The following is a 25,171-nucleotide window of genomic DNA, read 5'->3' as shown; positions in this document are numbered from 1 at the left end:
GGGGGCGAGCAGTGACGAGGCCGGGGTTCGGCGTGAGCCGACAGTCACCGTGCCGGTGTCCGCACGGCGGATCGTGCCGCAGAGCCCGGTTTCGTGCCGGGCGCCGGCGCCGGCCGGCGGCCTGCCGGGGGCGAGGAGTGACGAGGGCGAGGAGCGACGAGGCCGGGGGTTCGGCCTGGGGCGACAGCCGCCGTGCGGGCGTCCGCCCGGCGGATCGTGCCGGAGCGGACGGTTTCAGGCCCGGCGTCGGCGTCGGCGGCGCAGCAGGTGGCGGGTGAGGAACGCGGCGGCCAGGAGGGCCAGGGCGAGGAGCGCGTAGAGCTGGTAGCGGGTGATCTCCTCGTAGATCGCGTCGATGTGGCCGCCCGCCAGGTAGGCGAGGGTCGCCCACAGGCCGACCCACAGCGCCGCGCCGAGCGCGTTGAAGGCCAGGAAGCGCCGCCAGGGCATGCCGGTGGTGCCCGCGACAATGCCGTTGGCCTGCCGCAGCCCCTCGACGAACCGGGCGACGGTGACGATCTCGCCGCCGTGCCGGGTGAAGAACTCCTCGGCCGCGTGGAAGCGCTTCGGTGTGAGGAACACGTACCGGCCCCACCGGTGCACGAGGGCACGGCCGCCGGACCGGCCGATCAGATAGCCCACGTTGTCCCCGAGCACGGCCGCGGTGAACGCGATGACCGCCACGGCCACGATGTTGAGCCGCCCCGCCCCGGCGTACACCCCCGCGGCGATCAGCATCGTCTCGCCCGGCGCGGGGACCCCGAAGTCCTCCACGAAGACCACGGCACCGACGGCCCAGTACCCGTAGTGGCCGAGCAGCGGTTCCAGATGGGCCAGCGGACCCGGAAGCGGAGGGGCCATGCCTCCACCGTACGTCGCCGCCGGAACGCCCTGACGCACGGTCACGGGGCGGAAGCGGAGCCCGTGGCGTGGGGACGGCTAGGACGCGGCCCCCGGGCGCCGCTGCGGGTGGTCCGGGCCGCCGGGCCTGGGGCGGGTACGGGTCCAGGACGGGTCGGCCACGCGGACGCGGGGCTGAGCCGGAGGGGTGGGGAGGAGATCGGAGCGGGAGTGGTGGGGGAGGGGGATGTGCGGTCGGATCATCAGGCAGGTGTCCTTCGGCCGAGTGGGGGATGGGCCGGTGCGGCCACAGGGCGGGGGAGGAGCCCTGGGGCCGGTTGATCAGGGGATGGCGGGCGGGCCGGTCGTCAGCTCGGCCCAGACGGCGCGCCCGTACCTGTGGGCGAGGCCCGCCACGCCCCAGTCGCTGCTCAGCGCCTCGACCAGCATCAGCCCGCGGCCGCTCTGGTCGTCGGGACCCGCCTGCCGGGGCACGGGACGTAAGGACCCGCGGTTCTGGTCCTCGACCTCGATGCGCAGCCGCCCGGGGGTGGCGAGCAGCCGGCACACGATCCGCTCGCTCGCGGAGTGCGTGAGCGCGTTGGTGACGAGCTCGGAGGTGATCAGGACGGCACTGTCGGCCGCGTCCCCGTCGATGCCCCAGGCGGTGAGCGTCTCGCGTACGCCCGCACGCGCCGGGGCCACCGAGGCGGGGGCCGCCGGAAAGACGAACGCGCGCGTCCGGCGGGGTGGTTCGGCCCCGGAGGCGAGCCGGTCGGGGCCCTCGGGCCCAGGGAGTCGACCGGTGTGCTCGCCTCCGGGTGGTCGGGTGGAGCGCACTGCCTCCGACGGCCGGTGGGGACGCCCGTCCGGGGAGAGCGGCTCCAGTGGTTCGGCGCCGGGCAGTCGGTGCAGGGGCTGGGGGAGGGAGGGCGGGGGCATCGCCATCGCCTTTCGTCCGGCTCGCGTCGTGGGGGGTGTGCTGTTGTCGCGTCCACCGGCCCCTTCGGGACGCAGACGGTGACCTGGGCACGGGACGCCCGATCACAACCCGGTCTCCCCCAACTGGGCTGCTCCGCCTGCTCCTTCATGGGCCGGAGCAGTGAGTCCACTGTGACACCTGCCAACAACGGCTCGCAACCGGCAAGTTGAAATTTGCAAGTAGTCACGTGCATGCTGCTTCCGGCAATCGGTGATCGAATGAGCCTGCCGAACGATCGCGTGAGACGGTGACCCTGCAACCGACGGTGTGAGGGGGTAAGGCGTGACCGCGGAGACCGACTGGGGTGGCGCGCCTTCCGTCCTGCGCATGATCCTCGGCAGGCAGTTGGAGGAGTTGCGGACCCGGGCCGGCCTCACCTACGAGCAGGCGGGCGCGGCGATCGGGCTCAGCCACTCCACGATCCGCCGGATGGAGGCCGCCAAGGTCGCCCGGCTCAGGCTGGCGGACGCCGAGAAGCTGCTCCAGACCTACGGCGTGACGGACCGGCAGGAGATCGACACCTTCCTCCAGTCGGTCCGCGAGGCCAACAAACGCGGCTGGTGGCACACCTACCGCGATGTGATGCCGGACTGGTTCGCCGCGTATCTCAGCCTGGAGCAGGCGGCGTTGCAGATCCGCGCCTACGAGAACCAGTTCGTCCACGGGCTGTTGCAGACCACGGAGTACGCGCACGCCCTGCTGGGCGCGGGCAACCCGCACGCCTCCGGCCAGGCCACGGAGCGCCGGGTCGCGCTGCGCATGCGCCGCCAGGAGCTGCTGTCGCGTCAGGCGCCGCCGAGGCTGTGGGTGGTGATGGACGAGACCGTGCTGCGCTGGCCGGTCGGCGGCGCCGGTGTGATGCGCGCGCAGATCGACCACCTGATCGAGGTCAACCGGCTGCCCCAGGTGACCCTCCAGATCATGCCGTTCGCCAACGGACCGCACCCGGCGATGCGGGCGGGCGCGTACCACCTCTTCCGGTTCAGGGCCCCCGAACTGCCCGACATCGTCTACCTCAACGGACTGGTCGGCGCCGTCTACCTCGACAAGTCGGACGACGTCGTGGTGTACCGCGAGGCCCTGGACCGGCTGGGCGCCCAGGCGGCGCCCGCCAGGAAGACCGAGGCCATCCTCGGTTCGATTCGCAAGGAGATCTGAGGTGCACCACCCCGTACGCAACGGCATGCCGTCCCGGGACCTGGGCGCACGCGGCTGGACCAAGCCGTGGAGCGACGACGCCGGAGGCGCCTGCGTGGAAGTGAAGAGACTCGCCGACGGACGAGTCGCCGTACGTCAGTCGACCGACCCGGACGGGCCCGCGCTGGTCTTCACCCCGCGCGAGATGACGGACTTCCTGACCGGCGTGAAGGCGGGTGACGCGGACTTTCTCCTGTGAACTCCCCTTGTTCTGCTGAGCGTTGCCCCGATTCTCCTGGATCATGGATCCGCTTCGGATCCTTATGACTTCCCCCCGACCCGAATGGGAGACACGGCGTTGCCCGACAACGGATGGCCGGCCGACCGCATCGACACCGAGAACGCCCACTCCGCCCGGATCTACGACTACATCCTGGGCGGCAAGGACTACTACCCCGCCGACAGGGAGGCCGGCGACGCCATGTCCCGGGAGTGGCCCGCCCTCCCCATCCACATGCGGGCCAACCGCGACTGGATGAACCGCGCGGTGCGCTGGCTGGCCGAGGAGGCGGGCATGCGCCAGTTCCTCGACATCGGCACCGGCATTCCCACCTCCCCGAACCTGCACGAGATCGTCCAGTCGGTGGCTCCCGAGTCCCGGGTGGTCTACGTCGACAACGACCCCATCGTCCTCACCCTCTCCCAGGGCCTGCTGTCCAGCGCGCCCGAGGGCAGGACGTCGTACATCGAGGCCGACTTCCGTGACCCGGCGGCCATCCTGGACGCCCCCGAGCTGCGCGAGACCCTCGACCTCGGCAAGCCGGTCGCCCTCACGGTGATCGCCATCGTGCACTTCATGCTCGACGCGGACGACGCGGTCGGTGTCGTGCGCCGCCTGCTGGAGCCGCTGCCCTCGGGCAGCTACCTGGCGATGTCCATCGGCACCGCGGAGTTCGCGCCCGAGGAGGTGGGCCGCGTCGCCCGCGAGTACGCGGCCCGCAACATGCCGATGCGGCTGCGCACCATCGACGAGGCCCACGCGTTCTTCGACGGTCTGGAACTGGTCGAACCCGGCATCGTCCAGGTGCACAAGTGGCACCCGGACGGCACGGGCGAGCAGGACATCCGCGACGAGGACATCGCGATGTACGGAGCGGTCGCCCGCAAGCCGTGACCGCGGCGGGGCCGGGGTGCCGCCCCGGCCCCGCGGCAGTTGCGCCTAGAGCGCGATGAGCAGTGCCTCGGCACCCACCGGCCGGTATCCGGCCGCCTGAAAGGCGCGCACGCTGCGGGCGTTTCCCGCCGCCTGCTGCGACCACACCGGCCGCCCGTCCGGCACCAGATGCCGTGCGGCCGTGGCCAGGGCCCGGCCCAGGCCGCGGTGGCGTACGTCCTCGTCGACCTCGACCGCCGTCTCCCAGCGGCCGGCCACGCCCCGGCCGAGGACGACCACCCCGCCTCTCGCCGCCCAGACCCGGACGTCGTCCCGGCGCTTTCGGGAGCCGGCCACCCGGGGGTGCTCGGGATCCGTCAACTCATGCAGCTCCAGCGGTGGTTCACCGGGCAGGGCGCTCGCCACGGTGAGCAGGTCGACGGTGTCCGTCGACCGGCCGGTGCGGTCCAGGAACGCCGCGAGGAACCGGGGGTTCATCGTGGCCGCCAGCGCGTCGCAGTCGAGGGCGGCCAGGGTGTCGTACACCCACCGGGGCTCCTCGTCGGTGAACACGACCGAGTGCGCGGTGAAGGCGAGCACCCCCGCGTCGCGGTGGCCGGCCTGCGGCACCACGGTCGTACCGCCGTCGGGCGGCGGAAAGCGCCCCTGCGCGGCCGCGTCCAGGATGCCAGCCAGGGTCGGGCCCATGTCGCCTCTCTTTCCTCGTCGTTCCTCCGGACATCGTTTTGAACATGTTCAACTCTGGGCTAGGGTCGTGTCCAGTGACGGAGGGGGAGGTCCCGATGAGGTTCGTGCTGCCCGGAGGCACCGGACAGGTGGGTACGGTCCTGAAGCGCGCGCTGACCGCGGCCGGTCACGAGGTGGTGGTGCTCAGCAGACGGCCGGCCGGCCCGGGTGAACTCGCCTGGGACGGGCGGACCCTCGGCCCCTGGGCCGAGGCGGTCGACGGCAGCGACGTCGTGGTGAACCTGGCCGGACGCAGCGTCAGTTGCCGCTACACCCCGGTCAACCTGAAAGCCATGATGGACTCACGGGTGGAATCCGCCCGGGTCGTCGGCGAGGCCATCTCCGCCGCGGCCCGGCCGCCCCGCGTCTGGCTCCAGATGAGCACCGCCACCGTCTACGCCCATCGCTTCGACGCGCCCAACGACGAGGCGACCGGTGTCATCGGCGGCGCCGAACCGGACGTGCCCGGCTACTGGGCGTACAGCGTCGACATCGCCAAGGCCTGGGAGCGCGAACAGGAGCGGGCCGACACCCCGCACACCCGCAAGGTCGCCCTGCGCTCCGCGATGGTGATGAGCCCCGACCGGGGCGGTGTACTGGACGTCCTGCTGCGGCTGGCACGTCTCGGTCTCGGCGGACCGGTCGCCGGGGGCGCCCAGTACGTGTCCTGGATCCACGACCGCGACTTCGTGCGCGCCGTCGAGTTCCTGGCCGGCCGGGACGGCCTCGCCGGACCCGTGAACCTGGCCGCCCCCGCCCCCCTGCCGCAGCGCACCTTCATGCGCACGCTGCGCAAGGCCTGGGGCATGCCGGTCGGCCTGCCCGCCACCGCGTGGATGGCGGAGATCGGCGCCCTCGTGCTGCGCTCGGACACCGAACTGCTGCTCAAGAGCCGGCGCGTCGTCCCGGGCCGCCTTCAGGAGGCGGGTTTCGCCTTCGATCACCCGCAGTGGCCGGGGGCCGCCGCCGACCTCGTACGACGGGTGCGCGACCGCCGCCCCTGACGTCACGGCGGCGGGGCGGCCCACTCCCCGTCGCGCATCACGTGCCGCCCCTTGAGCTCGTGCACGCCGTTCCAGGCCTGGATCGCCCGCGGCAGCGCCTCGAAGTACGCGTAGGAGGGGTGATCCTGGCGCGGGTCCCAGCCCCACCGCTCCGCGAAGGCGTCCGCGGCGACGGCCGGCACCTCCTGAGCCGTGAAGGTCCGCACCGCGGCGTCGATCAGGACGACGTCCTGCGTGTCGCCGAGCGCGAGACGAGCCCGGCCGGTGTCGCGCAGATTGCGTCCCGTCGGACTGGTGATCCTGGTCGACAGCCACAGGGCGGCCCCGTCCCACAGGAACCACAACGGGACCAGGCACGGCTGACCGTCCGCGCCGGATGTGGCGACCCAGGTGTCCGTGCGGGTGCGCAGCTTCGCGAGCACGTCACGCCGACGCCGAGCGGCGTCCCGCGGCTCCTCGGTGATCTTCATACCCGGTGACGGTACCGACCGCGGGGTCGCGCCGCCTCGGGCGATGGTCCTACGGCCCCGGACCTACCTGGACGCGCGGCACAGCAGCCGGAAGGCCGCGAGCAGGGTGAGCGGCCAGATCACGGCGAACCCCCACACCAGCGCCGGGTCCGAGGTACGGAAGCCGAGGACGCCCAGAGTGATGGACGCGCACATCAGGAGCGCGGCCGTCAGGGGCAGCCACACCCGACGGTGCGAGGCGCCCATCCGGCGGGCGAGGCGACGGTCACGGCGCAGCTCCGCCTCGATGCGGAACAGGGCCAGCAGTTCGTGGGTGGTGAGTTCGACGTCATCCGAGTGGCTCCGGTCGTTCATGGCGCACCGGGTTCCCCCAGAGCGCCATCCGATACCCATCCGGACGCGGGCTGTCCGACCCCACCCCGCTCGCCCGCCGGCGATCGATCGCGCGCCACCCGCTCACGCCCTGCTCTCCTCGAGCCCTCCGTGGCGCGCCCACGGCAGGAGCTGGGCGATGCCGAAGGAGATCTCGACGACGAGGAACGGCCACAGCAGCCGCGTGGCCCCCTGGGCGAGCGCGTACGCCTGCCACGTCGCGAACAGCACGCGGGCCACACCGTCGTACAGCCCGTGCGCCGGCAGCGGCCGGAAGAGGCGCAGCAGGGCCCAGACGACCACGACCGAACCCATCAGGTTCGCGTACAGCGTCTGCATGGGATCCAGGGCCGGCAGGGACCCGAGTCGCAGCGTGCCGCCCAGCGACGACAGCGCGCGGTGCACCAGGGCGTACGTCCAGGGCGTCGCGAATCCGGCGGTGACGACGAGGTCGTACCGGGCACTGGCGCGGACGACTCGCGCGTAGGAGGGGTGGGACGGGCCGGGGAGACGGATCACGGTGCTGCTCCTGGTGGTTGCACGACAGCGACGCCCGTCACGCTAAACAGTGGAGTAGGGTCCAAGGTCAAGTCCGCACAGGTGAACTGACGGGGTGTCATGTTGATCGGAGAGCTGGCCGAGCGGGCCGGTATGACCAGGGACGGCATCCGGTTCTACGAGAAGGCCGGCCTGGTCAGGGGCCGGCGACTGCCCAACGGCTACCGCGACTTCCCGCCCGAGACGGTGCCCTGGCTGGACTACGTCCGCACCGCGCGGACCCTGGGCTTCTCCCTGGCGGAGATCGCACGGCACGGCGAGGAACTGCTCCACGCCCCGGACTCCGCGGCGGCCCTGTCCGCGCTGCTCGAGGAGAAGATCCGGATCGTCGATGCCCGTATGGCCGAACTCGTGGCCCTGCGGTCGGAGTTGGCGGAGCGTGTCGGCACGGGATGCCCGTTGCGGGCGGCGGCCGGTCAGTCCGGCTGACCGGCCGCCGGGCCGGGCGGGCGCGAGCGCGGTTCCGGTCAGGCACGGACCAACGGGGTGTCGACCAGGTGCTCGGCCAGGAACCACGCGTGCAGCTCGCCGGTCCTGATCACCTGTGACACCAGCAGGTCGTTGGTGCCGTCGTCACCCAGCTCGGCGGCCCGCGCCGCGGCGTCGTGGGCGTCGACGAGGATGCTCTCGTGGGCCTCCAGCAGCCGCGAGAGCATGGCCGGGACCTCCTCCACCCCGTCCGGCGGCCGGGGGATCGAGGTGATCTCGGCGACGTGCCGGGGGTCGCCGACCGCGACCCCGCCCAGCGACTGGACGCGTTCGGCGACGGTGTCGACGATCTCGAGCTGTTCCCCCGCGTGCTTGTCCAGCACCAGGTGCAGCTGGTAGAAGGTCGCGCCGCGCATCAGCCAGTGGTGCTTCTTGTAGAGGCCGTGGAGGATCTGCGTGTCCGCCAGCACCTTGTTCAGACGCTGGCAGGAGTACATCCGCGCCTCGTGGGACAGGCCGACGGGGAACTGCTTGACGGTCCCGAAATCCTGGATCACCTCGCCCTTCTGGTGCAGCCACGGCTGGCTGCCGGTCCCGGGCCGGGAGCTGGTGGTCATGTTCCGCCTCCTGCGGTGCCGTGTGGTGCGTACCCGGGGACGCCAAGGCCCCGTGCGGGCACGGTGTTGTCCGGCAGCGCACGCCGTGCTGCCCGCCCGTGCACACCCTCGCCGCACCGCACCGGCCGTGCGCTCTCGGGCACATACCGGTGCGCCGTCGGACAAGGGACCGGCCGCCGGCCGCCCTAGCCTCGGCGGAACGGCCGACGCCCGGGGAGTACCGGCGCAGCGAGGAGAGGCATGAGCACCATGCGGGGCCGGGACCCCGGCGAACCGCACCGGTCCGCCACCCCACTGGAACTCTTCTTCGACCTGTGCTTCGTCATCGCGGTGGCCCAGGCGTCCGCGAGCCTGCGCACGGCGCTCACCCACGGGGAGTACGCCACCGGTGCCCTGCGCTTCGCGCTGGTCTTCTTCACCATCTGGTGGGCGTGGATGAACTTCACCTGGTTCGCCTCCGCCTACGACCCCGACGACGTGCCGTACCGGCTGACGGTGCTCGCCCAGATCACCGGCTCACTCGTCCTCGCGGCCGGCGTGGGCCGGGCGTTCCAGGACGGCGACCTGCGGATCGTCACACTCGGGTACGTCGTCCTGCGGACCACCCTGGCCGCCCTGTGGCTCCGGGCGGCGGTGTCCGACCCCGTCCGCCGCCGGACGGGGCTGCGCTTCGCCGTGGGAGTGACGGTGTGCCAGCTCGGCTGGGTGGGCCTGCTCGGTGTCCCGCCCTCGTTGCGACTGCCCGGCATCGGCGTGCTGATCGCCGCCGAGCTCTGCGTGCCCGTGTGGGCGCAGTCCGCCGGGATGACTCCCTGGCATCCGCACCACATCGCCGAGCGCTACGAACTGTTCACCCTCATCGTGCTCGGCGAGTCCGTCGCCGCCGCCACCGTCGCCGTCCGCAGTGCCTTCGGCCGGCACCACGGCAGCGGCGCCCTCGCCGCGGTGGCGGCCGGTGGCCTGCTCATCGCCTACGCCCTGTGGTGGCTGTACTTCGCCCGCCCCGCGCGCACGCTGCTCGCCACGACGCACCAGGCCGACCGCAGGAGGTTCCCCTGGGCCTACGGCCACTACCTGGTCTTCGCCGCGGCGACCGCCGAGGGGGCGGGCCTGGCCGCGTACGCCGACCATGTGACGCGGCACACCGGCGCGTCGGCCCCGGCCGCCGGAGCGGCGGTCACCGTACCGGCGGCCGTCTTCCTGGTCACGGTGTGGGCCGTGCATCTGCGCCCCCACCACAAGAGGGCCGCCGAGTGGCTCCCGTACCCCGTCACCGCGGCCGCCCTGCTGCCGGCCGCCTGGTCCCCGGCCCCCGCCCTCGTCGCGGGCGCCCTGCTGGCGACGCTGGTCGCCGTGACGTCGACACCGGCCGGGCCACGCTGACGCGCGGAGAGGACGTACGGCCGGTCAAGGCTGCGTGACCCGGCCCGTACCGGGTACGTTGCCCCGTCATGGACGGCTACGACCCCCCAGACCTGGACGAGATCGGCTTCGTGCCCGGGGGCAGAACCGCCGGGCGGCTGGCGGAGCTGCACCAGGAGGAGGCGCACGACCTGCTGGACCTGCTACAGGCGGGCACGGCGCGGGGCGGCCCGCCCGTGTCACCGCAGGCCCATCGCGTGGCGCGTGAGATCGCCGCCCGCATCCCGTCGCCGAACTGACCGGCGGCGTCGGCGCGGCAGCGATCGAACCGGCGGTGCGCCGGGGCCTTGACGCGTGCATTGTTACCGGTAACACTCGGCGGCGTGACCGAGCCGACCACCCGACCGCCCCGCACCCGTGCCCGCGCGGTCGCGGACGCCCCCGTCTTCAGCCCGGCCGCCGTCGTCGCCTCCTGCGTGGGCTTCGTCCTCATCGGCGCGCTCCAGGCCCTCTACGGCCCCGCCATCCCGGCCTTCCGCCGGGAGTTCGGGCTCAGCCCCTCGGCCGCCGGTCTCGGGCTGAGCGCCCACTTCGTCGGCGGGGTGAGCGGGGTGCTGCTCTTCGACCGGCTGTACGGCCGGATCGGCAACCGGCGGATCCTCGCCGCCTCCCACCTGCTGATGGCGCTCGGCGCGGCCTGTTTCGCGCTCGCGCCGAACTGGCCCGCCGCGCTCGCCGCGGCGCTGCTGGCCGGACTCGGCTTCGGCGGCATCGACTACGGCCTCAACCAGCTCTTCGCGGTCGGCTTCGGGCACCGTTCCACCGCGATGCTGAACGTCCTCAACGCGCACTTCGGCATCGGCGCGATCCTCGGCCCCGCGCTGATCGGCGCGGTCGGCGCGGAGCACTACCCGGCCGTCTTCCTCGGTTTCGCGCTCGCCAACCTGCCGCTGCTGCTGTGCCTGAAGGGCGTACGCGACCGGGCGCCCCAGCCGGCCGGCGCGGCGGGGGAGCCCGGCGGCGGGCCCGTCCTGGCCCGCAGTCTGGCGTCGGTGCTCGCCGTGTTCGTCGCGCTCTACGTCCTCCACGTGGGCATCGAGGCGGGTGTCGGCGGCTGGGAGCCCACCCATCTGGAGACCGTCGGCTACGGTGCCGGGGCCGCCGCGACCGCCACCTCGGTGTACTGGCTGATGATGACCGTCGGCCGGTTCCTCGTCGCACCGCTCGCGCTGCGCTGCACGGCCCAGTCGCTCATCACCGTCTCCTGTGCGGGAATGACCGTGTGCCTGCTGCTGGCCGCCGTACCCGGGCTCGCGCCCTACGCCTACGCGGGGGTCGGCCTGTTCATCGCGCCGATCTTCCCCACCGGTCTGCCGTGGCTGCACCGGGCGGCCCCCCGGGTCCGCCGGGCGGGCGCGCTGGTCATCGCCGCCTCCATGGTGGGCGGGGTGGCGGCGGGCCCGCTGCTGGGCAAGGCCATCGAGTGGTCCGGGATCCGCGCGGTGCCGCTGCTGCTCTGCGCGCTCTCCGCCCTGTGCCTGGCCGCCACGCTGTGGCTGATCCACGGCACACGGACCCGGGGCGCGGTCCCGGCCCGGGGTGCGGCCGCCCCGACCGGTTCGAGTACCTGAGCGGCTCCCCGGCCTATCCTGTGGATCCGCCGGGCGGGAAGGACCGCCGGGACCGGCCCCGAGGAAGCGACCCGTCATGCCCCGCAGCACCGCCGACAGCCCGGTCCCCCCGCGGCGCAGCCGGCGCAACTTCGCCGGCGCACGGCCCGTGATGGACGACGTGGCGCGGCTGGCGGGCGTCTCCAAGCAGACCGTGTCCCGGGTGATCAACGACAACCCGGCCGTCCGCCCCGAGACCCGCGAGGCCGTACAGGCCGCCATGCGCTCGCTCGGTTACCGGCCCAGCCGCAGCGCCCGCTCGCTGGCCAGCGGCAGGACCCGGATGCTCGGCGTGATCTCCTTCGACGCGGCGCGGTTCGGGCCCGCCTCCATCCTGACCGCGATCAACTCCGCGGCGCAGGACGCCGGTTACCTCGTCAGCTCCATCGCCCTCGACACGGCCGACCGGGACACGGTGGTCCGTGCCGCCGACCGTCTCTCGGCCGAGGGCGCCGACGGTGTGATCGCCATCGCCCCGCAGCGCCGGATCGGCCGTGCCCTGGCGGAGGCACACCTCGACACCCCTCTCGTGGTGCTGGAGAACGACCTCGGCGACGGCACGCCCCTGATCACCGCGGACTCCATGAACGGGGCCCGCCTGGCCACCGAGCACCTCCTGGGCCTCGGCCACCGCACCGTCCGGCACATCGCGGGCCCGGCCGGCTGGACGTCCGCCGACGCGCGCGCCGACAGCTGGCGGACGACCCTGCGGGCGGCGGGGGCGCACGTCCCCGAGCCGCTCTTCGGGGACTGGAGCGCCGACTCCGGGTACGAACTGGGCCGCCGGCTGGCCGCACACGCCGACGTCACGGCCGTCTTCGCCTCCAACGACCAGATGGCCCTGGGCGTGCTGCGCGCCTTCCACGAGGCCGGGCGGCCGGTCCCCGACGAGGTCAGCGTGGTCGGCTACGACGACATCCCCGAGGCCGCCCACCTGCTGCCCCCGCTGACCACCGTGCGCACCGACTTCGCCGAGATCGGCACCCGCTCCCTGCGCCTCCTCCTCGACCGCCTCGAAGGCACCACCGGGCCCCGCTCCGCCCCCGTCGACCCCGTCGTCCCCGTCGAACTCATCGTCCGCCGCAGCACGGGCCCGGCACCCGGGGAATGACCGCGTGTCCACGAGCCGCCCGTCACACGTGACACGCCGCGCGTGACCCCCCCGCACGTGACACGCCGCCGGACGGCCCATCCGGGGCATTCGTCCGCTTTCGAGTCGTAACGTGCGGAATATGAAGAAATGTCATACGGTCTTCGCGGCCTGCACCGCAGCGCTCACCGTGGTCGGACTCGGCGCGGCCTCGCCCGCCGCCGGCTGCCCCACGCTCCATGTCGTGCGTCCGGGCCACTCGATCCAGAAAGCCGTGGACGCGGCCAAGCCCGGGGACACCGTGCTGGTGATGGCCGGCACCTACCACGAGAGCGTGAAGGTGACCACGCGCGGGCTGACCCTGCGCGGCCAGGGCCGGAGCACGGTGATCGAACCCGGCAAGAAGACGTCCACCAGCGCCTGTGCCGAGAACGGCAACGGCATCTGCGTCGTGGGGACGAAGAGCCGTCGCCTCGACGGCGTCACCGTCGAGAACCTGCGGGTGACCGGCTTCGCCCGGGCCGGCGTGTTCGCCGTGGGCACCGACCGCCTGGCCGTACGCTACGTGACCGCCGAGAAGAACAAGCTGTGGGGCATCGCCGAGGAGCGGTCGGAGCGCAGCCTGGTCCGGGCCAACACGGTCCGCGACAACGGCGACGCGGGCGTGTTCCTCGCCAACACGATCCTCACCGAGGCGGGCGCCAAGGACACCAAGGGCACGATCGTCGACGGCAACGTGCTGACGGGCAACCGCATCGGCGTCACCGTCCGGCGCCTGCGCGACCTCACCGTCACGCACAACGACGTGACCGGCAACTGCGCCGGGGTGTTCGTCGTCGGCGACGAGAACAAGCCCAAGGCCGGCAAGGTGACCGTGGCCGCCAACCGCATCGTCAAGAACAACAAGTACTGCGAGAAGACCGCCCGGCTGCCCTTCCTCCAGGGCTCCGGCGTCGTCATCACCGGCGCCGAGGACACCCTGGTGACCGGCAACGAGATCACCGGCAACGCCGGCAAGTCCCCGCTCTCCGGCGGCGTCGTCGTCTACAAGAGCTTCGTCGGCACCACCAGCGAACGGAACCGGGTCACCGACAACAGGCTGTCGGGCAACGCGCCGGCGGACGTCGTCAACCAGGAACCCGCCAAGCGCGGGAACACCTTCACCCGCAACCACTGCGTCAGGTCCAAGCCCGCAGGCCTGTGCTGACCGGCCGTACCCGTCCGTAACCAGAGGAGGAGAGGCGGCACATGACGACCGCACCCACTGCCCCACCGCCGTCCATGCGGCTGAGGGAGCTCGTTTTCGGGGCGGCGTGTGCCGCCGCCCTCCGCGCGGCCGCCCGGCTGGGCGTGGCCGACGCGCTGGGGGAGAGCCCCATGGCCGTGGCGGACCTCGCGGCCGCGGTGAAGACCGAACCGAAGCCGCTCGGACGGCTGTTGCGGGCCCTGTCCTGCTACGGCGTCTTCGCCGAGCGCGAGGACGGGACCTTCGCGCACACCGACATGTCCCGGCTGCTGCGCGAGGACGACCCGAACAGCCTGCGCTACATCTCGCTGTGGTGCACCGAACCGTGGACCTGGGACGCCTGGCCGCGCCTCGACGAGGCGGTGCGCACCGGCCGGAACGTCGTACAGGACCTGTACGGCAAGGAGTTCTTCACCTACCTCAACGAGGACGCGCCCGAGTCCGCCGACGTCTTCAACCGGGCCATGACGACCTCCAGCAAGCAGTCCGCGCGGGAGGTCGCCGAACTGCTGGACCTGTCCGGGGCGAAGTCGGTCGCCGACATCGGCGGCGGCCAGGGCCATGTGGTGGCCCGGCTGCTGGAGAAGTACCCGTCGATGCACGGAACCCTGCTCGACCTGCCGCGCGTGGTGGAGAACGCCGATCCCCGGCTGCGCGAGGGCGGCTCGCTCGCCGACCGGGTGAGCATCGTGCCCGGCGACTGCCGCGAGGCCGTCCCGGTGCGGGCGGACGTCTACATCATCAAGAACATCCTGGAGTGGGACGACGAGAGCACCGCCCGCTGCCTGCGCAACGTCATGGAGGCGGGCGGGCCCAAGGCACGGGTCGTGGTCATCGAGAACCTCGTCGACGACACCCCGTCGATGCGGTTCAGCACCGCCATGGACCTGCTGCTGCTCATGAACGTCGGCGGGGCCAAGCACACCACCGAGAGCATGGTCAGCCGGCTGACCGCCGCGGGCCTGGTCATCGACGACATCAGCCCGGTCAACCCCTATCTGCACGCGTTCGACTGCACCGTCCCCGCGTGACCCCACCCACGCGCCCCGAACACCGGTCGCCGGGCCCGCGACGCTGCGGGCCCGGCGACCGGTGTGGCCGTCCGCGGGGACGGACGGCGGGTCAGACGGCTCGGTCACGCTCCCAGAGGTAGAAGCGCTGCGCCATCGCGTCCTTCGGCGAGCGCCAGGTCTCCGGGTCGTACGCGCTGACGTACGCCTGGAGCCGCTCGCTCACGTCCACGAACTCCGGGTGGCCGGTCACCTTGGAGATGGCGGGGCCGGGGTCCTTCTCGGACTCGATGAGGTGCAGATACACATCACCGAACTGGAAGAGGCTGCGCCGCCTCACGCCGACGAGGCGGGGCAGCTCCCCTCGGTCGGAGTCCTCGAAGATCCTGGCGATGCCGGGCGCTGATCCGGGGGCCATCCGGGCCACGATCAGGGCTTGGTGCATGGGCTCTCTCCGTCCGGCTTCAGTCGGTCAGGCCCGGCTGGGCCCCCTGCTCGGCGGCGGCCTTCTCGATCCGGTCGCGGATCAGGGCCAGCTGGACCTTGGAGTTCTTGTTGATGTTGTCGGTCATCCAGTCGTCGTCGACCGGCGCCTCGGGCTTCATCGCGAAGTCCTGCGTCCAGACCATCCGGGTACCGCCGGGGACCTCCTCGTAGCGCCACCGGATGTTCATGTGGGCGAAGGGGCCGGTCTCCACCCGGCGGGCCTTGACGGTGAGGGACGGGCGGTCGGTCTCCCGCTCCGAGACCCAGCTCCACACGGTGCCGTTCTCGTCGGGGTGCATGGTCAGCCGGAAGGTGGTCCTGTTGCCCTCCTGGGACAGGATGTCGGCGGAGGCGTACTCGCTGAACAGCTGCGGCCAGTTCGCCACGTCGTTGGTCATCTCCCACACCAGGTCCAGCGGTGCGGTGATGGTGATCTCGTTCTCCGTGTGTCCGGCCATGTCAGGCTCCTGCCAGAAGGGTGCTGTTGACGAGGTCGAGGAACTGCCGGGGGGTCTTGCAGCGCTCCGCGTCGGGAGGCATCGGCGTGCCGTGCCGGTTCTCCAGCTCGCCCACGATGCCGAGCAGGCCGAGCGAGTCGATGCCGAACTCGCCGAAAGCGGTGTCGGGCCGGTCCGCCAGCTCCTGCGGGCTGACGGTGATCCCGGCCGCTTTCTTCATGAGTTCGGACAGTTCTTCGACGGTGATCTGGGCACTCATGTCGTTCCTCTCTCTCCTTGCTGTGTTTCGCTCCGGCGACCTCGCTACGAGGCGTCGGCGGCGCCGTGCCGAAGCACGAGCGCCGAGTTCGACCCCATGAGGCCCCGGCTGAGCACCAGCGCCGTGCGCAGTTCGGCGGCGCGGGCGCGGCCGGTCACGAGGTCGAGGTCGTGGCAGATGTCGAAGACGTTCGGGGTGGGCGGGACCAGGCCGTGCTCCATGGCGAGCACCGCCGCCGCGGTGTCCAGCACGGGCGCCGCGCAGTAGCCCCGTCCGGTGCCCGCCTTCGGTGCCGTGACCGGCACCCGCCTGCCGTGGGCGCCCAGGGCGTCGGCGATCGCCAGCGCCTCGGCCCGGTCCGCGGCCGGCACCCCGAGGGCGTCGGCGAAGACGACGTCGACCTCCTCGGGGGCGCAGCCGGCCTCGTCCAGGGCCCCGCGGATCGCCTCGGCGAGTCCCTCCCGGGACGCCGCCCAGCGCGAGGCACCGGTGAAGGTCGCCGCGTGCCCGGCGAGGGTGGCCCGCACGGGCACCCCCCGCTCCCAGGCCGAGGCCACCTCCTCCACGACGAGCATCGCGCCGCCCTCCGCGGGCACGAACCCACAGGCCTGGTCGGTGAACGGCCGGTACGCGTGCGCCGGATCGTCGACGGTGCTCAGCTCCTCGTAACCGAGCTGGCAGACCATCGAGTACGGCGCCAGCGGCGCCTCGGTCGAGCCGGCCACCATCACCTCGGTGCCGCGGCGCACGGCCCGTGCCGCGTGCGCCAGGGCGTCCAGCCCGCCGGCCTCGTCGGCGGCCACCACCGAGCAGGGCCCCTTGAAGCCGCGGCGGATGGAGACCTGGCCGGTGCTGGCGGCGTAGAACCAGGCGATCGACTGGTACGGACCGACGAACCGGCTGCCCTTGCCCCACAGTTGCTGGAGCTCACGCTGGCCGAACTCGCCGCCGCCGGAACCGGCCGCGGTGACCACGCCCACCGAGAACGGCGCGTCGTCGGTGTCGGCCTGCCCGAGGCGGGCGTTCTCCAGCGCCAGATCGGCCGCGGCCATCGCGAAGTGCGTGAACCGGTCGGTCTGGACGAGGAAACGCTCCTCGACCGCACACGCCGGTTCAAAGCCACGGACCTCGCCGGCCACCCGCAGCGGCAGGTGCTCGCAGCCCTCGCGGCTGACCCGGTCCAGGACGCTCATGCCCTCCTGGGTGGACTTCCAGAAGGCCTCCACGGTGGTTCCGTTGGGCGCGACCACCCCGATTCCGGTGACGGCCGCGCGCCGAGGATACGGTTCGCTCATGGTGTCCTCTCCCCAGTCCGGGTCAGGATCACCGCGGACTGGAAGCCGCCGAACCCACTGCCCACGGACAGGACGCTGCTCAGCTTCCGTTCGCGGGCGACGCGCGGGACGTAGTCCAGATCGCACTCGGGGTCGGGGGTCTCGTAGTTCGCGGTGGGCGGTACCACCTGGTGGGCCAGGGCCAGCACACAGGCCACGACCTCGATCGCCCCGATCGCGCCGAGCGAGTGACCCACCATCGACTTGATGGAGCTCATGGGGGTGTCGTACGCGTGCTGCCCCAGGGCCCGTTTCACCGCGGCCGTCTCGTGCCGGTCGTTCTGCCGGGTGCCCGAGCCGTGCGCGTTGACGTAGTCGATCGCGCTGCCGTCGAGCCGGGCGTGGTCCAGGGCGTCCTCGATCGCCCGGGCCATCTCCAGGCCCTCGCTGGTCAGACCGGTCATGTGGTAGGCGTTGCCGAAGGTGGCATAGCCGCCGAGCTCGCAGTACACATGGGCACCGCGGGCCCGGGCGTGCTCCAGCTCCTCCAGGACGAGCACCGCGCCGCCCTCGCCCATGACGAACCCGTCACGGTCGTTGTCGAAGGGACGGGAGGCGTGGGCGGGATCGTCGTTGTTGGGGGAGGTCGCCTTGATCGCGTCGAAGCACGCCATGGTGATCGGCGATATCGGCGAGTCCGAGGCACCGGCTATGCAGATGTCGGCCCGGCCCTCCTCGACGGTGTGGAAGGCGTACCCGACGGCGTCGAGACCCGAGGTGCAGCCCGTGGAGACGGTCTGCACCGGACCGCACGCCCCGAACCGCTCCGCGACCGCCGAGGCGAGCGTGCTCGGCGAGAACGCCCGGTGCAGATGCGGCTCCGCCTCCCGGTGGTCCACGTCCCAGCGCTCTCCGCGATGGCTGACCAGCACGTAGTCGTGCTCCAGCCGGGTGGTGCCGCCGACGGCGGTCCCCAGGGACACCCCGACCCGCCAGGGGTTCTCCCCGGCGAGGTCGAGGCCGGAGTCGCGGACGGCTTCCTCGCCCGCGACCAGGGCGAACTGGATGTAGCGGTCCGCCCGCGCGGTCTGCTCCGTGTCCAGCCCGTGGGCCGCCGGGTCGAAGTCGCACTCGGCGGCGATCCGGGAGCGCAGCCCGGCCGGGTCGAAGAAGGTGATGCCCCGGGTCGCGGTACGGCCACTGGCGAGCAGATCCCAGAAGGCCGGGACGCCGATGCCGCCGGGCGCGACGATGCCTATGCCGGTGACCGCCACCCGCCTGGTCATGACCGGCTCCCGCCCGTGTCGGCCGGCTCGGCGGCGACCGCGACGGGCTCGGTCTCCTCCGTGTCGACGTGGCCCAGCTGCGGGCGCGGGGCCAGCGGGCCGAGGTGGAAGACGATCCGGGCCTCCACGTCACCGACGTTGCGGAAGCGGTGGCGCATGTGGGCGGGGATCATCAGCCCCTGCTCGGGCCGCAGTGGATGGGGCTCGCCGTCCAGGTCCACCTCCAGGCGGCCGCAGACGACGTAGACGAACTCCTCGGAGTACGGGTGGTAGTGCTCGCCGATGCGGTCACCGGGCTGCACGATGGCCACGCCCATGAAACCGCTGGTGGAGCCGACCGTGGCGGGGGTGAGCATGGCGCGCAGGTCGCCGCCGCGCCTGACGTTCGGCTCGACCTCGCCGAGGTCCACGATCTTGGGACGGGGTTTGATCACGACGTTCCTCCGATGCTGTGCTGCGGCCGGTCAGGACTCGGGGGACCGGCGGTCGGTGATGAGGGCCATGCGGGCGGACTCCAGCAGACGCGCGGGGTCACCGCTCTTCGCACCGGCGTCGAGAAGCGTCGTGAGCTCGGCCGCCTGCGAGGGCTCGGGCAGACCGAGGACGACGACGGGGTCGGCCGCCTCCAGGGACCCCCGCACGTCGATCAGCCGGACGACGACGTCGTCGCGCTCGAAGACCGTGCTGCGCAGGATCGGGCTGCGCGAGTCCTTCGCCGCCACCGCGTCCTGCTGGGCGAGGAGTTCGGCCAGCCGCATGCCGAGCCCCTCCCGGGCCGGGTAGTACAGGGCGTGCCGCTCCGCCTCCGGGGTGTCCTTGGCGTGCGTCACATGGTGGACGGCGGGCAGGGCCGCGCGGGTGAAGAACACCCGGGCGGACTCCGGGTTGTCGAGGTCCCGGTCCTGCTCCAGATAGGGGTTGATGGCCTCCTCGACGGCCCGTACCTCGGGCTGCCGTGCGACGTGGCGCAGCGCCGTGAGCAGGTCGCCGCGTACCTCGATGGCCCGTACGACCCGGTTGCCGTGCATGAACAGGGAGGTGCGGCACAGCCGGGTGGCGTCGTCGACCTGCGGCTCGGGCGAGGCGTAGTCGGCGAGGATCCCGGCGACCTTCTCCTCGCTGCCCGGCCTGACCGTGAAGGTGAGCGCGTGGCGGACCACGCCGTCGCCGATCCGCGGGGACGACTGGAGCCGGCGCTTGCCGACAGCGGCGTCCGTGGCCGGGCCGCCGGTCTCGCGGACGATGTGGAAGCGCAGCGACCGGGTGTCCCGGACGCAGCTGTGCAGCGGCTCCACCATCCGTACGTGCTCCTCGCTGTTCACCCAGGACAGGAACGGCGGGGCGCTCTCCCACTCACTCGTGATGAGCCATTGGGAGGGGTTCTCGATCGACTGGCACAGCTGGTCGCTGACGTGGCCGGGCACGGAGGCGACCTGCTTGCACAGTTGCTCGTACGCCTCCAGGAACTGCTGCTGGGCTCCGTCGTAGACGTCCACCAGCAGGACGACCCGGAGCCTGGAGCCGTCGAACACGGACTGGGAGACATTGTGCGACACCTGTCGTGCCGACAGTTCTGAAACTCGTTCGGAGGTGAGGGTCATCCTGCGCGCATCTCCTTCGCGGGCCCTGCGCCTGTGGCCAGGGACGGCCGGTGGACGGAACGGGACAGCGACCGGCACGCCGCGCAAGGAAGCGCGCCGATCGCATGGGCACGATCTTGCGCCGTGCCGTGCCACACCACGAACGCAGCGGGGTAAGTGGGTGAAGGGTGCTCCATACGGGTTCGCCCGGACGGGGGCGGCACGAGGTCCCGCCCCGTCAGGAGTCGGTGGCGAGGCGGTCGGCCTTCTCGGCGGCCTCGCGGGCCTCCCGTTCGGCCCGCGCCAGGGCTTCGGCGGCGGACGCGCGGTGTTCCTCCGCATGCCGCCGTTCGCGCTCCGCACTCCGGAGCGTCTCGCGCGCCCGGTCCAGTTGCCGCTCGGCGGTGGAGAGTTGGTCCAGCGCCTCGGCGTGACGGTCCTGGGCTCGCGTCAGCCTTGCCTCGGCCTCCGTCTGCGCCGTGCGCCTCTGGCGCAGCCGGCGTACGGCCCGGTCGGCGGCCTCGCGGGCGCGGTCGAGCTGCCCGGCCCGCCTTCGGCGGCGCCGCTCGGCGAGTTCGTCCTTCGCCTCGGGCGCGGCCGGCGGTGCGGTGGTCCGCCGGGCCGGGGGTACGTCGGGCATCCGGGCGGTGTCGAACTCCGACGGCGGGGTGAGCGCGCTCTCCAGGCGGCCGCCGGCCCACCGGTCGGCCGCGTCGGGGTCGGCCAGGACCGCGCGCAGGGTGGACTCGACCTCCTGCCGCACCCCGCCCGACAGTTCGTGCCCGGCCTCCCGGGCGAGCCGGGCCGCCTGCCCGGACAGGGCGGAGACGATCCGCCGGCGCTCCGCGGACAGCTCCTTGAGCCCGGCGGCGTCCAGCGTGCGGTACGCCTCGCGCAGCGCCCGGCCGAGTTCGAGGAACCGCCGGCTCTCCTCGGGACGGGAGCGCAGCAGCAGGTTCGCGGCCCAGGCGGCCAGGGTGGGGCGGCGGGCGGCGCGGATCCGGCGGGCGTCGTCGGCGCGCCCGTCCGCCCTGGCCGCGGCCGCCAGTTCCTCCCGGCGGGTGACGAACCGGGCCGGCGGGGTGGTGTAGAGCTCGTCGAGCTCCGGCTCCACCGCGTTGGGGGGCATGACCCCCAGACTCCGCCGGACCCGGCCGCCGCGCACCCGCAGCGGGCCGGTGCGTCAGTCCTCGGCGGTCTCCTGGAGCATGGCGAGGGTCAGGACGTTGCCGCCGATGCCCCAGCCGCCGTCGGTGACCTCCTCGACCAGTACGAGGGTGTTGGCGCGGGCTCGCTCGCCGTAGAGGTCGACGTACAGCTGGGTGGTGCGGGTGACGATCTCCTCCTTCTGCTTGTCGTCGAGGCTTCCGGCGGGGACCTTGAAGTTCGCGAACGGCATGACGGTTCTCCTTGGGTGGGTTCGGATGGTTGTTCGGTGGCGGCCGTCAGACGATGCCGCCGTTGGCGCGGATCACCTGGCCGTTGACCCAGTGACCGGCCGGCGAGGCGAGGAAGGACACCACCGCCGCGATGTCGGCCGGGGTACCGAGGCGCTCCAGCGGGGGCTGGGCGGCCAGCCGGGCGACCGTCTCCTCGTCCTTGCCCTCGAGGAACAGGTCCGTCGCGGTGGGCCCCGGGGCGACGGCGTTCACGGTGACGTCCCGCCCGCGCAGCTCTCGCGCGAGGACCATGGTGAGCGCCTCGACCGCGCCCTTGCTGGCGCTGTAGGCGCCGTACGCGGGGAAGGCCAGGCCCACCACGGAGGTGGAGAAGGTGATCAGCGCGCCCCCGGCACGCAGGGTCCGGGCGGCCTGCCGGGCGATCACGAAGGTGCCGCGGATGTTGGTGCGGTGCATCGCGTCCAGCTCCGCCAGGTCCAGTTCGGCGACCGGCGAGAGGTACATGCGGCCGGCCGCGTGGACGACCACGTCGACCCCGCCGAACTCCGACTCCGCGGTGGCGAAGAGCGCGGCGACGTCCTCCTCGTCGGCGACGTCGGCCCGGACGGCGACCGCCCGGCCACCGGCGGCGGTGACCTCCTTGACGGCGGCCTCGGCGAGATCGCGGTTGCCCGCGTAGCCGACCACCACGGCGTGTCCGTCGGCGGCCAGCCGGCTCACCGACTCGCGGCCGATGCCGCGCGAACCGCCGGTGACGACGGCGACGCGGCGTGGGCCGGTGCCCTGGGCCGGGGCACCGGCGCCGATGGTCGTTTCCTGGGTGGACATGTCGACTCCTGTGAACGTGACGGACGGTCTTGCGCCTCCAGCCTGGGCCGATGAGCCGACGGCAGCCACGGCTGTCCCCACCCTGGGGTCGGCGACCCCTGGCTCGGCGGACCGGCACGCGGGATCATGGCGGTGTGAACCAGTCGGAGCTCGCCGCTTTCCTGAAGTCCCGGCGCGACCGGGTCCGCCCGGCCGACGTCGGCCTGCCCACCGGCCCCCGGCGCCGGGTGCCCGGACTGCGGCGGGAGGAGGTCGCACAGCTGGCCGGGCTGTCCGCCGACTACTACACCGAGCTGGAACGCGCCCGCGGCGCCCAGCCCTCCGCCCAGGTCCTGGCCGCACTCGCCCGCGCCCTTAGGCTGAACGGCGACGAACGCGACCACCTCTTCCACCTCGCCGACCGCCCGCTCCCCCCGGCGGCGCACGGTCCGACGGCGCACGTCCAGCCCGCCCTCCTCGGCCTGCTGGACCGGCTCACCACCACACCCGCCCAGGTGATCACCGACCTGCACCAGACGCTCGTACAGAACCCCCTGGCCAGGGCGCTGCTCGGGCCGCCCCCGGCGACGACCGGGCCCGCCGCGAGCTTCGTGTACCGCTGGTTCACCGACCCCGAATCCCGCGCGGTCTACCCGGCCGAGGACCACCCCCATCACTCCCGGGTGTTCGTCGCCGACCTCCAGGCGGTCGCCGCCCGGCGCGGCAAGGACTCCGAGGTGGTCCGGACGGTGGCCGCGCTGCGCCGGCACAGCGCGGAGTTCGTGACCCTGTGGGAGACCCGTGACGTCGCCCTGCGCCGCACGGACCACAAGCGCATCGTCCATCCCGCACTCGGAGTCATCGAGCTGGACTGCCATTCCCTGTTCAGCGAGGACGGCCGTCAGCGCCTGCTGTGGTTCACCGCCCCGCCCGGCACCGAGGGTGCCGCCCAGCTGGAGCTGCTCTCGGTCATCGGCACCCAGGATCTGACGGAAGGGAACCGGTCCCTGCCGGACGAGATCCTCCGGCGAGAGTGAATTCTTTGGATTCTGCCCGACAAACCACACTGTGAGGCAACTTATCGCGCGCTTTTCCGGTCCTGTGAGTCGAGGCCTTGACCACGGCCTCGCACGACGCGGGGCACAGCGACCACAACGGGGGCGCGGGGATGGCGGTGGGCGGCGGGGGTGAACAGCCGCGTTCGGTGGCCCGCAGGGCCGCCTCGTTCGTCGGACAGACGATCCTGGGCGAGTGGCAGGGGATCGTCGTGGATCCCGTACGGCAGTTGTGGCGTCGGGGACTGCCCGCGCTGACCCTGGCCTTCGTCGCCACATTCGGCGTGATCTTCTTCCACGACCTGGCGCAACGGCCGGGCGGCGCGCGGCTGGTGTGGCTGCTGGGCGGCGTCAAGGCCGACCTGCCGCTGTGGCTGGCCCTGCTGCGCACCCCGATCTCCCTGTACGTGCCGGCGCTCGACCTTCCGGTGTGGGCGGGGATCACCCAGCTGTTCCTCGCCTTCGCCCTGGCCGAACTCATCCTCGGCCGGGCCAGGACACTCGTCATCGCCTACGTCACCACGCTGGCCGGGACGCTCACCGCGCGCGTGATGATCGCCATCGGTCCCGGCTGGGGCGGTCTGGGCCTGCCCGCGGCCTGCGGGCGGGTGCTCGACACCGGGCCGTCGGCGGCCGTGGTCGGGCTGTTCACCTACATCTCGGTCGTCCGGCGGGCCCCCGTGGTCTTCACCCTCACCGGCGGGTCCATGGTGTGGGAGTCGATCGCGGTGCCCAACCTGGCGGGCCGCGAGCACCTGATCGCGGTGGGCATGGCGATCGTCCTGGGGCTGTTCCACCTGCGCGAGCGCACCCTGCCGCGGACCGGCACCGTCGTGCGCGGAGCCACTACGCGGCCGGGCCCGCGCACGGTCGGGTACGAGAATTCGACGCGCGCAGCGCCGTGACGGTCCAGTCGATCGCCGGGGTCGGACTCTCCGGGGCCGGCCAGCCGTTGACCAGGGCGAGCAGTTCGAGGTACCGGTCGCGGCGGGTGTCCCTCGCGGCCGACAGGCGTCGCAGCAGCCACCGGCGCAGCCCGGCGTCGTCGGGACGGCCGAAGGCGCGGGCGCAGTGCGCGGTGAGTGCCGCGACGACGGCTCCGGCCTCGGGCGAGCCGGGCTCGACGCCCGACCGGACGGCGGCCGTCGCATGCTCGCGGACGAGCGCCACGGCGTCGGGGCGCGGCGGTGCGGTGCCGGTGCCGGAGAAGACGGCCGCGTGGTCCCCAGCGGCCCGCCGCAGGCCGGCGCGGAACTCCGGGTCGAGGGACAGCTCGACGAGCTCCACCCACGCCTGGGCCTGTTCGTCCGTGGGGTCGTCGGGCAGCTCCGGTGTCATGGAGCGCCGGGCCGCGGTGTGGACCGGGCCGCCGTCGAGCCCGTCGAAGACGTCGGCCAGGAAATCGTCGATCAGCCGGTGACGTTCGGCTCCGGAGAGCCGGACCAGTCGGTGCACGCGTTCCATCTCCTCGAACTCCTCGCAGGTGGGCCGGCGCCTGGCCACCGCCGTCAGCAGGGCGTGCCGCAGGCGCAGCACGCCGATCTGCGCCTCCAGGGCGGCGGCGTGCCGTTCGGCGACCTCGCCGAGCGAGAGCTCCCGGTCCACGACCCGGCGGATCGTGTCGAGGCCGAGCCCCAGTTCGCGCAGCGTGCGCACCAGGGCGAGCCGGGCCACGGCTTGTGGGCCGTAGCGGCGGTAGCCGGCGTCGGTACGGCAGGCCGGCGTCACGATGCCGCGGTCGGAGTAGAAGCGGATCGTCTTGACCGTCAGCCCGGTGCGCCGCGCCAGTTCACCGATCGGGTACAGGGTGTCGCCGTCCATGGCCCCACTTTCCCGTCTCCCCCCGGGGGAGACTCAAGCCGGTACTCGCGTACCGGCG

The 25,171-nt window shown here is 72.8% G+C and carries 31 protein-coding genes; 13 read left to right on the top strand and 18 right to left on the bottom strand.

Going from position 1 to position 25,171, the window contains the following annotated elements:
* Positions 1-234: 234 nt before the first annotated feature.
* Positions 235-861 carry a DedA family protein gene (locus ABZ915_RS03460; protein ID WP_361795012.1) on the bottom strand — a complete coding sequence of 209 codons (627 nt, stop codon included), beginning with the start codon at positions 859-861 and terminating at the stop codon, positions 235-237.
* A gap of 321 nt (positions 862-1,182) precedes the next feature.
* Positions 1,183-1,782 carry an ATP-binding protein gene (locus ABZ915_RS03455; protein ID WP_361795009.1) on the bottom strand — a complete coding sequence of 200 codons (600 nt, stop codon included), beginning with the start codon at positions 1,780-1,782 and terminating at the stop codon, positions 1,183-1,185.
* Between the two features lie 322 nt (positions 1,783-2,104).
* Here ABZ915_RS03455 and ABZ915_RS03450 point away from each other — a divergent pair, with 322 nt between their 5' ends.
* The 3 genes from ABZ915_RS03450 to ABZ915_RS03440 all read left to right on the top strand — a co-directional run bounded on the left by ABZ915_RS03450 (position 2,105) and on the right by ABZ915_RS03440 (position 4,133).
* Positions 2,105-2,980, top strand: coding sequence for a helix-turn-helix transcriptional regulator (locus ABZ915_RS03450; protein WP_361795006.1), 876 nt, complete (start codon positions 2,105-2,107; stop codon positions 2,978-2,980).
* Between the two features lie 25 nt (positions 2,981-3,005).
* Entirely contained in the window at positions 3,006-3,218 is a 213-nt protein-coding gene (locus ABZ915_RS03445; RefSeq protein WP_361795795.1) for a DUF397 domain-containing protein, read from the top strand.
* A 99-nt stretch (positions 3,219-3,317) separates the two neighbouring features.
* Positions 3,318-4,133 (top strand): SAM-dependent methyltransferase, encoded by an 816-nt coding sequence (locus ABZ915_RS03440; protein ID WP_361795003.1) that lies wholly within the window; start codon positions 3,318-3,320, stop codon positions 4,131-4,133.
* A gap of 45 nt (positions 4,134-4,178) precedes the next feature.
* Here the strand turns inward: ABZ915_RS03440 and ABZ915_RS03435 are convergent, their stop codons facing one another.
* Positions 4,179-4,820, bottom strand: a complete 642-nt coding sequence (locus tag ABZ915_RS03435) for a GNAT family N-acetyltransferase (RefSeq protein WP_361795001.1) — start codon at positions 4,818-4,820, stop codon at positions 4,179-4,181.
* Positions 4,821-4,915: 95 nt separating this feature from the next.
* Between ABZ915_RS03435 and ABZ915_RS03430 the strand changes: the two genes are divergently transcribed.
* Complete coding sequence (locus ABZ915_RS03430) at positions 4,916-5,863, top strand: DUF1731 domain-containing protein (protein ID WP_361794998.1); 948 nt, start codon at positions 4,916-4,918, stop codon at positions 5,861-5,863.
* Between the two features lie 2 nt (positions 5,864-5,865).
* On the opposite strand, the gene ABZ915_RS03425 is transcribed toward ABZ915_RS03430, so the two are convergent.
* The 3 genes from ABZ915_RS03425 to ABZ915_RS03415 form a co-directional block, all read right to left on the bottom strand.
* Positions 5,866-6,333 carry a pyridoxamine 5'-phosphate oxidase family protein gene (locus ABZ915_RS03425; RefSeq protein WP_361794995.1) on the bottom strand — a complete coding sequence of 156 codons (468 nt, stop codon included), beginning with the start codon at positions 6,331-6,333 and terminating at the stop codon, positions 5,866-5,868.
* Between the two features lie 63 nt (positions 6,334-6,396).
* Entirely contained in the window at positions 6,397-6,687 is a 291-nt protein-coding gene (locus ABZ915_RS03420; protein WP_361794992.1) for a DUF3040 domain-containing protein, read from the bottom strand.
* 102 nt (positions 6,688-6,789) lie between these two features.
* Entirely contained in the window at positions 6,790-7,224 is a 435-nt protein-coding gene (locus ABZ915_RS03415) for a hypothetical protein (protein ID WP_361794989.1), read from the bottom strand.
* A gap of 99 nt (positions 7,225-7,323) precedes the next feature.
* On the opposite strand from ABZ915_RS03415, the gene ABZ915_RS03410 reads away from it, so the two are divergent.
* Positions 7,324-7,692 carry a MerR family transcriptional regulator gene (locus ABZ915_RS03410; protein WP_361794986.1) on the top strand — a complete coding sequence of 123 codons (369 nt, stop codon included), beginning with the start codon at positions 7,324-7,326 and terminating at the stop codon, positions 7,690-7,692.
* Between the two features lie 38 nt (positions 7,693-7,730).
* Here the strand turns inward: ABZ915_RS03410 and ABZ915_RS03405 are convergent, their stop codons facing one another.
* Complete coding sequence (locus tag ABZ915_RS03405; RefSeq protein WP_361794983.1) at positions 7,731-8,309, bottom strand: DNA starvation/stationary phase protection protein; 579 nt, start codon at positions 8,307-8,309, stop codon at positions 7,731-7,733.
* 240 nt (positions 8,310-8,549) lie between these two features.
* Here ABZ915_RS03405 and ABZ915_RS03400 point away from each other — a divergent pair, with 240 nt between their 5' ends.
* The 6 genes from ABZ915_RS03400 (at position 8,550) to ABZ915_RS03375 (ending at position 14,708) form a co-directional block, all read left to right on the top strand.
* The gene (locus tag ABZ915_RS03400) at positions 8,550-9,692 is read left to right on the top strand and encodes a low temperature requirement protein A (protein ID WP_361794980.1); all 1,143 of its coding nucleotides are present in this window, start codon (positions 8,550-8,552) and stop codon (positions 9,690-9,692) included.
* Between the two features lie 68 nt (positions 9,693-9,760).
* The gene (locus ABZ915_RS03395) at positions 9,761-9,970 is read left to right on the top strand and encodes a DUF6417 family protein (protein WP_361794977.1); all 210 of its coding nucleotides are present in this window, start codon (positions 9,761-9,763) and stop codon (positions 9,968-9,970) included.
* An 84-nt stretch (positions 9,971-10,054) separates the two neighbouring features.
* A complete protein-coding gene (locus ABZ915_RS03390) occupies positions 10,055-11,302 on the top strand; it encodes an MFS transporter (RefSeq protein ID WP_361794974.1) in 1,248 nt (415 codons plus the stop codon).
* 76 nt (positions 11,303-11,378) lie between these two features.
* Positions 11,379-12,452, top strand: a complete 1,074-nt coding sequence (locus ABZ915_RS03385; RefSeq protein ID WP_361794971.1) for a LacI family DNA-binding transcriptional regulator — start codon at positions 11,379-11,381, stop codon at positions 12,450-12,452.
* A 121-nt stretch (positions 12,453-12,573) separates the two neighbouring features.
* A complete protein-coding gene (locus tag ABZ915_RS03380) occupies positions 12,574-13,638 on the top strand; it encodes a right-handed parallel beta-helix repeat-containing protein (protein ID WP_361794968.1) in 1,065 nt (354 codons plus the stop codon).
* A gap of 41 nt (positions 13,639-13,679) precedes the next feature.
* Complete coding sequence (locus ABZ915_RS03375) at positions 13,680-14,708, top strand: methyltransferase (RefSeq protein ID WP_361794965.1); 1,029 nt, start codon at positions 13,680-13,682, stop codon at positions 14,706-14,708.
* 91 nt (positions 14,709-14,799) lie between these two features.
* Here ABZ915_RS03375 and ABZ915_RS03370 read toward each other — a convergent pair whose 3' ends face one another.
* The 10 genes from ABZ915_RS03370 to ABZ915_RS03325 all read right to left on the bottom strand — a co-directional run bounded on the left by ABZ915_RS03370 (position 14,800) and on the right by ABZ915_RS03325 (position 22,258).
* A complete protein-coding gene (locus tag ABZ915_RS03370; protein WP_361794962.1) occupies positions 14,800-15,132 on the bottom strand; it encodes a TcmI family type II polyketide cyclase in 333 nt (110 codons plus the stop codon).
* A gap of 19 nt (positions 15,133-15,151) precedes the next feature.
* Positions 15,152-15,631 carry an SRPBCC family protein gene (locus ABZ915_RS03365; protein ID WP_361794959.1) on the bottom strand — a complete coding sequence of 160 codons (480 nt, stop codon included), beginning with the start codon at positions 15,629-15,631 and terminating at the stop codon, positions 15,152-15,154.
* A 1-nt stretch (position 15,632) separates the two neighbouring features.
* Positions 15,633-15,890 carry an acyl carrier protein gene (locus ABZ915_RS03360; protein WP_361794955.1) on the bottom strand — a complete coding sequence of 86 codons (258 nt, stop codon included), beginning with the start codon at positions 15,888-15,890 and terminating at the stop codon, positions 15,633-15,635.
* Positions 15,891-15,934: 44 nt separating this feature from the next.
* The gene (locus tag ABZ915_RS03355; RefSeq protein WP_361794952.1) at positions 15,935-17,185 is read right to left on the bottom strand and encodes a ketosynthase chain-length factor; all 1,251 of its coding nucleotides are present in this window, start codon (positions 17,183-17,185) and stop codon (positions 15,935-15,937) included.
* Positions 17,182-18,450 (bottom strand): beta-ketoacyl-[acyl-carrier-protein] synthase family protein, encoded by a 1,269-nt coding sequence (locus ABZ915_RS03350; RefSeq protein ID WP_361794949.1) that lies wholly within the window; start codon positions 18,448-18,450, stop codon positions 17,182-17,184. Before ABZ915_RS03350 ends, ABZ915_RS03355 begins: the two co-directional genes overlap by 4 nt.
* On the bottom strand, positions 18,447-18,884 hold the full coding sequence (locus tag ABZ915_RS03345) for a cupin domain-containing protein (RefSeq protein ID WP_361794946.1): 438 nt from the start codon (positions 18,882-18,884) through the stop codon (positions 18,447-18,449). Before ABZ915_RS03345 ends, ABZ915_RS03350 begins: the two co-directional genes overlap by 4 nt.
* Positions 18,885-18,914: 30 nt before the next feature.
* A complete protein-coding gene (locus ABZ915_RS03340; RefSeq protein ID WP_361794943.1) occupies positions 18,915-20,051 on the bottom strand; it encodes a SchA/CurD-like domain-containing protein in 1,137 nt (378 codons plus the stop codon).
* A 217-nt stretch (positions 20,052-20,268) separates the two neighbouring features.
* Positions 20,269-21,159 carry a hypothetical protein gene (locus ABZ915_RS03335; protein ID WP_361794940.1) on the bottom strand — a complete coding sequence of 297 codons (891 nt, stop codon included), beginning with the start codon at positions 21,157-21,159 and terminating at the stop codon, positions 20,269-20,271.
* Between the two features lie 54 nt (positions 21,160-21,213).
* The gene (locus ABZ915_RS03330) at positions 21,214-21,429 is read right to left on the bottom strand and encodes a tautomerase family protein (RefSeq protein WP_361794938.1); all 216 of its coding nucleotides are present in this window, start codon (positions 21,427-21,429) and stop codon (positions 21,214-21,216) included.
* A 46-nt stretch (positions 21,430-21,475) separates the two neighbouring features.
* Entirely contained in the window at positions 21,476-22,258 is a 783-nt protein-coding gene (locus ABZ915_RS03325) for an SDR family oxidoreductase (RefSeq protein WP_361794936.1), read from the bottom strand.
* 134 nt (positions 22,259-22,392) lie between these two features.
* On the opposite strand from ABZ915_RS03325, the gene ABZ915_RS03320 reads away from it, so the two are divergent.
* Both ABZ915_RS03320 and ABZ915_RS03315 read left to right on the top strand, forming a co-directional pair.
* Complete coding sequence (locus ABZ915_RS03320; RefSeq protein ID WP_361794933.1) at positions 22,393-23,274, top strand: helix-turn-helix transcriptional regulator; 882 nt, start codon at positions 22,393-22,395, stop codon at positions 23,272-23,274.
* Between the two features lie 131 nt (positions 23,275-23,405).
* The gene (locus ABZ915_RS03315; RefSeq protein ID WP_361795792.1) at positions 23,406-24,197 is read left to right on the top strand and encodes a hypothetical protein; all 792 of its coding nucleotides are present in this window, start codon (positions 23,406-23,408) and stop codon (positions 24,195-24,197) included.
* Here ABZ915_RS03315 and ABZ915_RS03310 read toward each other — a convergent pair.
* Positions 24,139-25,113 (bottom strand): MerR family transcriptional regulator, encoded by a 975-nt coding sequence (locus tag ABZ915_RS03310; protein ID WP_361794930.1) that lies wholly within the window; start codon positions 25,111-25,113, stop codon positions 24,139-24,141. The genes ABZ915_RS03315 and ABZ915_RS03310 overlap by 59 nt on opposite strands.
* Between the last annotated feature and the right edge of the window lie 58 nt (positions 25,114-25,171).

The organism is Streptomyces sp. NPDC046915, from assembly GCF_040644935.1.
In the GTDB taxonomy this organism is placed as follows: domain Bacteria; phylum Actinomycetota; class Actinomycetes; order Streptomycetales; family Streptomycetaceae; genus Streptomyces.
This window is presented reverse-complemented; position numbering and strand designations above follow the sequence as displayed.

Coding starts and splice junctions, on each gene's coding strand:
- ABZ915_RS03460 (WP_361795012.1), bottom strand. CDS start 861: ATGGCCCCTCCGCTTCCGGGTCCGCTGGCCCATCTGGAACCGCTGCTC.
- ABZ915_RS03455 (WP_361795009.1), bottom strand. CDS start 1,782: ATGCCCCCGCCCTCCCTCCCCCAGCCCCTGCACCGACTGCCCGGCGCC.
- ABZ915_RS03445 (WP_361795795.1), top strand. CDS start 3,006: ATGCCGTCCCGGGACCTGGGCGCACGCGGCTGGACCAAGCCGTGGAGC.
- ABZ915_RS03435 (WP_361795001.1), bottom strand. CDS start 4,820: ATGGGCCCGACCCTGGCTGGCATCCTGGACGCGGCCGCGCAGGGGCGC.
- ABZ915_RS03430 (WP_361794998.1), top strand. CDS start 4,916: ATGAGGTTCGTGCTGCCCGGAGGCACCGGACAGGTGGGTACGGTCCTG.
- ABZ915_RS03425 (WP_361794995.1), bottom strand. CDS start 6,333: ATGAAGATCACCGAGGAGCCGCGGGACGCCGCTCGGCGTCGGCGTGAC.
- ABZ915_RS03420 (WP_361794992.1), bottom strand. CDS start 6,687: ATGAACGACCGGAGCCACTCGGATGACGTCGAACTCACCACCCACGAA.
- ABZ915_RS03410 (WP_361794986.1), top strand. CDS start 7,324: ATGTTGATCGGAGAGCTGGCCGAGCGGGCCGGTATGACCAGGGACGGC.
- ABZ915_RS03405 (WP_361794983.1), bottom strand. CDS start 8,309: ATGACCACCAGCTCCCGGCCCGGGACCGGCAGCCAGCCGTGGCTGCAC.
- ABZ915_RS03400 (WP_361794980.1), top strand. CDS start 8,550: ATGAGCACCATGCGGGGCCGGGACCCCGGCGAACCGCACCGGTCCGCC.
- ABZ915_RS03395 (WP_361794977.1), top strand. CDS start 9,761: ATGGACGGCTACGACCCCCCAGACCTGGACGAGATCGGCTTCGTGCCC.
- ABZ915_RS03385 (WP_361794971.1), top strand. CDS start 11,379: ATGCCCCGCAGCACCGCCGACAGCCCGGTCCCCCCGCGGCGCAGCCGG.
- ABZ915_RS03380 (WP_361794968.1), top strand. CDS start 12,574: ATGAAGAAATGTCATACGGTCTTCGCGGCCTGCACCGCAGCGCTCACC.
- ABZ915_RS03375 (WP_361794965.1), top strand. CDS start 13,680: ATGACGACCGCACCCACTGCCCCACCGCCGTCCATGCGGCTGAGGGAG.
- ABZ915_RS03370 (WP_361794962.1), bottom strand. CDS start 15,132: ATGCACCAAGCCCTGATCGTGGCCCGGATGGCCCCCGGATCAGCGCCC.
- ABZ915_RS03365 (WP_361794959.1), bottom strand. CDS start 15,631: ATGGCCGGACACACGGAGAACGAGATCACCATCACCGCACCGCTGGAC.
- ABZ915_RS03360 (WP_361794955.1), bottom strand. CDS start 15,890: ATGAGTGCCCAGATCACCGTCGAAGAACTGTCCGAACTCATGAAGAAA.
- ABZ915_RS03355 (WP_361794952.1), bottom strand. CDS start 17,185: ATGAGCGAACCGTATCCTCGGCGCGCGGCCGTCACCGGAATCGGGGTG.
- ABZ915_RS03350 (WP_361794949.1), bottom strand. CDS start 18,450: ATGACCAGGCGGGTGGCGGTCACCGGCATAGGCATCGTCGCGCCCGGC.
- ABZ915_RS03340 (WP_361794943.1), bottom strand. CDS start 20,051: ATGACCCTCACCTCCGAACGAGTTTCAGAACTGTCGGCACGACAGGTG.
- ABZ915_RS03335 (WP_361794940.1), bottom strand. CDS start 21,159: ATGCCCCCCAACGCGGTGGAGCCGGAGCTCGACGAGCTCTACACCACC.
- ABZ915_RS03330 (WP_361794938.1), bottom strand. CDS start 21,429: ATGCCGTTCGCGAACTTCAAGGTCCCCGCCGGAAGCCTCGACGACAAG.
- ABZ915_RS03325 (WP_361794936.1), bottom strand. CDS start 22,258: ATGTCCACCCAGGAAACGACCATCGGCGCCGGTGCCCCGGCCCAGGGC.
- ABZ915_RS03315 (WP_361795792.1), top strand. CDS start 23,406: ATGGCGGTGGGCGGCGGGGGTGAACAGCCGCGTTCGGTGGCCCGCAGG.
- ABZ915_RS03310 (WP_361794930.1), bottom strand. CDS start 25,113: ATGGACGGCGACACCCTGTACCCGATCGGTGAACTGGCGCGGCGCACC.